Annotated in this window: 4 protein-coding genes and 1 pseudogene; all 5 read left to right on the top strand. The window is 40.9% G+C overall.

Translation table 11 applies throughout. From position 1 onward, the window contains the following. Window positions 1–126 precede the first annotated feature (126 nt). On the top strand, window positions 127–1,050 hold the full coding sequence (locus AB4384_RS21720; RefSeq protein ID WP_017071978.1) for a LysR family transcriptional regulator: 924 nt from the start codon (window positions 127–129) through the stop codon (window positions 1,048–1,050). A 171-nt stretch (window positions 1,051–1,221) separates the two neighbouring features. Further along, complete coding sequence (locus AB4384_RS21715; protein WP_372130104.1) at window positions 1,222–2,739, top strand: hypothetical protein; 1,518 nt, start codon at window positions 1,222–1,224, stop codon at window positions 2,737–2,739. Window positions 2,740–2,812: 73 nt separating this feature from the next. After that, a complete protein-coding gene (locus AB4384_RS21710) occupies window positions 2,813–3,466 on the top strand; it encodes a hypothetical protein (RefSeq protein ID WP_102445742.1) in 654 nt (217 codons plus the stop codon). Window positions 3,467–3,833: 367 nt separating this feature from the next. Continuing rightward, window positions 3,834–4,214 (top strand): annotated as a pseudogene (locus tag AB4384_RS21705) (DMT family transporter); the annotation flags it as partial. A 78-nt stretch (window positions 4,215–4,292) separates the two neighbouring features. Beyond that, window positions 4,293–4,429: IS66 family insertion sequence element accessory protein TnpA (tnpA, locus tag AB4384_RS21700; protein WP_408063669.1), on the top strand; the 137-nt coding region annotated here is incomplete at its 3' end.

Genomic DNA, 4,429 nt, shown 5'->3' with positions numbered 1-4,429 from the left:
TTAACTGATCGGCATTAGCCAAGTGCGGGTTTTATTTTACCGACTTCACATCTATATAATATATCTATTTGTTCTCTAACGACGCACACCTTATTATGAATTCAATCATCAATTCAGGCGTTCGATATGGCAAAAGATCTCTTCTCCAACTTAGACTTAAATCTTCTTCGCACTTTTATCATCTTGCATCAAGAACGAAACATGCGAAAAGCAGCTGAACGTCTCTTTGTATCTCAACCAGCGGTCAGTAAAGCCCTACAAAGGCTGCGTGACCATTTTGACGATGAACTGTTTGTAAAAACACACCATGGCTTGCGCGCGACTGATCACGCGACAATGTTAGCGGAAAGCATTTCACCAATCTTGGATGATCTTTCTTCAGCACTCAATAATAGTAATGAATTCAACCCTAGTGAACTACGCGGGCCCCTCAAGTTAGCGTTATCTCCTTTCCTCCTTAGCTCACTATCAAGTAAGTTATTCAAAGCAATTCGCTCTCAAGCTCCGCATGTTCAAGTTCAGCTATTAAGCTGGTCTAAAACAACGATGGCTGACATCATTAATGATGAGGTGCTGATTGGTTTCAATTATGAAATTAACCACGCCCCCAAGGAGCTCTTACAACAACCGATAGCCCAAGACAGTTTTAAAGGTTACTTGAGAGAAGGCCATCCTTATCAGAAAGATTTTATTGAAATCAAAGATGGCGTTAAGTTTGAGCTAGCTACAATTATTGCGATAGATTGGAACTCTCATCAAACACTTGCAGAAAAAATAATGAAAATCAAAGGACTAGAAGCAAGAATAGGCTTCCGTTCAGAGCTGCCATCAGCGGTTATTGATGTAGTACAAAACTCCGACATGATGTTCCCTGCCTCGAAATTTTTAGGCATAGAGAAGAAAACCTCCTTACGGGCCATCGACATCTTATTTGACAACAAGGATATCAACCCTATCGTGTGTGCATACTTTCACCACAAACATCGTAACAGTCCTACAACTCTATGGCTTAAGAAGATATTGGATAACCTTCTCAATAATAACCAGTAGTTATCACCCTCTTTACTCTGTTTCATTAATAACTAATCGTTAAGGCCTCTATTCTTTTAAGGAATTAGAGGCTTTTTTATTCAGTCCATATACTTCTCTCATCGGCTAGGAACGCCACATAACACTGCAAGAAGCAAACCTTGTTCCTATACAATTATTTGAGAGTAAACCATGAAACTAAAACTACTAAGCACTGCTATCGCAGCGACATTCCTTGCTGGCTGTTCTTCTTCTGGTAGCAGCGATAACGGTACAAGTCCTGAACCACAGGTTGGCGTTGCTGATGTTATTTACAACGAAGAACTACGAACAGCATATATCATCGGCGATGAAGGTAACAATGCTGTAGTGATTGGAGATGGTGAAGGTAACGCTGTAGTAGCTGTAAATGGTGAAGTATTCACTATCCAAGGTGATGTTGTTGTCGACGCGAATGGCGATATCGTTGGCACAGTGGTTACAGACAATGGTGTTGCGACCGTTTATATTAACGATAAATCATATACATTAGCTGTTGAAAATGGCCGATTGATCATCGAAGGTTCAGTGTTAGACCCAGAATTTGGTGATGACGAATGGGGACCTTCTGCTGGCAATGAATTATTTGCTAATTACATGATTGTAGACGACCTTGGAATGCCTGTAGCGCTTATCGAAGGTGACAACGGTAACTACATGTGGGTCATCCAAGGAGATGATACCTATTACCTCAATATTAACGGTTCAGATGCTAAACCAACTCACAAAATCGTAGATGGTGAAGTGTTAACGATGTCTGGTGAAAGCACCGGAATCACAGTAGAAACTCACCGTACTGATGGTCAAATTACACATCTGACATTCAATACTCCCCGCGGTGAAGAAATCATTATTCGCCATGAAGACGGCCGTCTAATCGCAACAGTCTTTGGTCACGGGCATGAGCACGAAGGCCCTGATTCCGCGCCTACTTACGGTGACATAGATGACGTTCTAGGCACAACTATCATTACTCTGGACAACGGTGAGACACTGATTTTGAAAGATGGTGTTTTATACCACCCAAGCTCAGACAGCGGAGCTGTGCTCAATGCTGACGGTACAATCACTAATATGGATGGCGAAGTTATCGCTCACGCTGAAATGCAAGAGCTCGGTTTTGTTGTGAGCTTAGAAAATGGCGCAGAAATTACGTTCCGTAATGATGACGGACGTCTTTTCGCTGCGTTAACTCGTAAACCTATTGAACATCCAATTGAAGGAACACCTACGCATCCAATTGAATTAGACCCTTCTCAACCAATTCGTGATGGCATTATTGATCACGCAAACATTGGTGAATCAATAGATATAACAATTAACAATCGTGGCCATATTATTGTCGAGAATGAAATGATTAAAGGTGACTCTGGGTACCGCATAACGGAAGAAACTACAGGTGTAGTTATCAAAAACCCAGAAGGAGAGACCGTAGGTACTCTAAAAAGCAAAGAATTTAACTATGGTCTAACGTACTCTCTAATTAAAACTGAGCATGGCATAACAATTGTCCAAGGAAGGAAGAACGCTTTAGGTTTAGTACAAGTTGAAGGTGCGAAAACTATCACACAAGACACAATCGATAGTTTAAAGAGTAACCTTCAATCTCTTTCGCAAGAACAACGTCAGCAAATTAAACAAGCAGTCAAAGACCGCGTTAGTCGTAGCTAGTAAAAAATAATAAATATAAAAGCAAAGGAGCCGCTTATTAGCGGCTCCTTTTTATTTTAGAGTTGAGAACACGATGAAACGACTATTGATCACTTTATTGATGCCCTTCGCCATATATGCAAACGACCATCAATTACAAACATTAAGCTACCACGAGCCGAGTTTAAGTTTTCAAACAGCTAAAGCTGGAGACAACTGGATAGGTACAGTATCCGGCGTAATTCAAGCAACTGAAGAAGTGAACATCAGTGCAGAAATAGATTCTGAAGGATATTTAGAACTAGGTACAGGCTATGGCGTAATGCTAGGTGATTACTACACAGAAGCTTTCATCAGCTATGGTCGTGCCGATTTTTTTGATATTTATGATGTTGGCTTATTCAGCGGAACAGCTCTAACCAACAACATAATGGTATTTGGTAACACATCCCATGAATGGCGAAAATTCCCTTTATTCGATTTAAGTGATGCGAGCCGAGAATGGAAAAGTACCATTGGGACCAGTTACTCTCCCACACAGTTTATGAACTTTGCTTATTCATTCAGTCATGATCGCCAATTAACGGGGTCAAAAGGTTATTACAACAGCCAAGACGTCACTTTTACGCTGAAACCCAAATGGGTGGAACCGTATGTGAAATATACATTCGGTCAAAAGCGCGTTAGTCCAAGTGACCGTACCCGTTCTGATGGCATCGTCGAATTAGGCTTCAACCTTCGTTTTTAGTTTACCGTTTCGTGTGGTAGCTCTCACCCCTTTATAGTCTGATTAAATAAAGGGGCTTTTTGCCTCGTACTAAGTCTTTAGTACCAATCAAGAATAAAACAATCACCTTAAATAATGTTCTCACTTCGGCCTCAATTTCAACCTTCTATCTCCCACCAACCCCTCAAAAAGAACAATAACTTTAACTCACCCTGCCTTTGTGAAAATAAATTATTAAAAAAGATTACATTAGAGATTTAATTTCTATATTTCATTTCAATTAGAGATAAAAAGACAAAACTTTTCTCCGACTACCTTTCTATGCTGTGCCACGTTATTAAGGCGCTACAAGCCTATGATTTAAAATAATTATTAATGAGTAGTCACCATGAATTCGAAGTCGCTAATTATTTTGCTTTTTGTCTCTGTTTGCTTAATTTGGGGAACCACTTGGTTCGCTATGGAAGTAGCATTGCATTCTATCCCACCTATTTTTGCTACTGCGTTGCGCTTTTTACTTGCAGCACCTCTGCTTGCAGTATTGGCGAAAGTCTTCAACCAACCACTGCTGTTCCCTAAAGGTAAGCGCCAATGGCTGCTTATTGTTGCGTTGATGTATTTCGCGATTCCGTTTACGTTGATGATCTATGGCGAGCAATACATCTCTTCAGGTTTAGCGTCGATCATCTTCGCCAACATGCCTGTGGCTGTGATGTTGATGTCTGGCTTATTCTTAGGTCTACGACTAGCGAAGCACCAGATATTCGGTAAGCGTGCCATGAACACCGCATTCTAATCCTTCAGCACGAAGAATAAGATCATCTCTCCAACCCAAAGGAGAGTTGAAATGGCAAAACGACGCACCAACCTAGAATGGCAATCACTGTTTGAACAATATGAAAGTAGCAGTGTTACCCAACGCGCTTTTTGTGAAGAGCATGGACTGAGTTTATCCACGTTCTTCGCCAAACGGCGTCAACTCCA

Origin of the sequence: Vibrio sp. 10N.261.51.A4, from assembly GCF_041471945.1 — a bacterium.
Taxonomy (GTDB): domain Bacteria; phylum Pseudomonadota; class Gammaproteobacteria; order Enterobacterales; family Vibrionaceae; genus Vibrio; species Vibrio crassostreae_C.
The sequence above is the reverse complement of the archived record's forward strand: the minus strand, read 5'-3'. Positions and strand labels throughout refer to the sequence as shown.

Coding starts and splice junctions, on each gene's coding strand:
- AB4384_RS21720 (WP_017071978.1), top strand. CDS start 127: ATGGCAAAAGATCTCTTCTCCAACTTAGACTTAAATCTTCTTCGCACT.
- AB4384_RS21715 (WP_372130104.1), top strand. CDS start 1,222: ATGAAACTAAAACTACTAAGCACTGCTATCGCAGCGACATTCCTTGCT.
- AB4384_RS21710 (WP_102445742.1), top strand. CDS start 2,813: ATGAAACGACTATTGATCACTTTATTGATGCCCTTCGCCATATATGCA.